2 protein-coding genes are annotated in these 531 nt (G+C 70.4%); both read right to left on the reverse strand.

The features are described from left to right. Positions 1 to 47: 47 nt before the first annotated feature. Positions 48 to 215, reverse strand: coding sequence for a hypothetical protein (locus PROKR_RS32155; protein WP_157601813.1), 168 nt, complete (start codon positions 213 to 215; stop codon positions 48 to 50). Beyond that, positions 212 to 433: a hypothetical protein gene (locus tag PROKR_RS01680; RefSeq protein ID WP_036959138.1), complete on the reverse strand. Its 222-nt coding sequence runs from the start codon at positions 431 to 433 to the stop codon at positions 212 to 214. The genes PROKR_RS32155 and PROKR_RS01680 overlap by 4 nt, the downstream gene beginning before the upstream one ends. Between the last annotated feature and the right edge of the window lie 98 nt (positions 434 to 531).

Genomic DNA, 531 nt, shown 5'->3' on the forward strand with positions numbered 1-531 from the left:
GCGACGATGTTCGCAGAGTTGCTCATGCTGCGGTCTCCTTCTGGGAGTCAGAGCCCGCGCGGCGTGTCCGTCGGGGCGTTCGGGGTAGGGGTTTCGGCCTCTTCGTCGGCCGGGGCCTCGTCGAGAAGCCAGCCCGCCGCGAGGTGCGACTCGACGCGCTCGTCGGCGACGTCGATCACGACGGGCGGGTAGATGTGCGGGTGGCGGACCTTCACAGAGGGACTCCTCGGGTCTGGAGCTGGGCCGTGAACTGGTAGCAGTCCTGCCCGCTCTCGGGGTCGGGGAAGTACTGGAGGCCGCCGACCTCGTTCACAGCGCTGACGTAGCCCTGAGGCGTGCTCGTCTGGGCGAGCGCGTACACATGGGCGTGCACGCGGCGGGCGAGCTCAGAGGCCGCGACGGAGTCGGGCCCCCACGCCTGGAACACGACCATCGGGCGGTCGGTGACCCGGTCTCGGCGGGGCCCCGACGCGGACCAGCTTCACGAAGGAGGCGGGACGCGCTGCGGGGACCTTCGTCACGACTTTGACG

Origin of the sequence: Promicromonospora kroppenstedtii DSM 19349 (assembly GCF_000515355.1) — a bacterium.
Classification (GTDB): Bacteria; Actinomycetota; Actinomycetes; order Actinomycetales; family Cellulomonadaceae; genus Promicromonospora; species Promicromonospora kroppenstedtii.

Bases quoted from the DNA above. Each gene is read 5' to 3' on its own strand.
- PROKR_RS01680 (WP_036959138.1), bottom strand. From the start codon at position 433: ATGGTCGTGTTCCAGGCGTGGGGGCCCGACTCCGTCGCGGCCTCTGAG.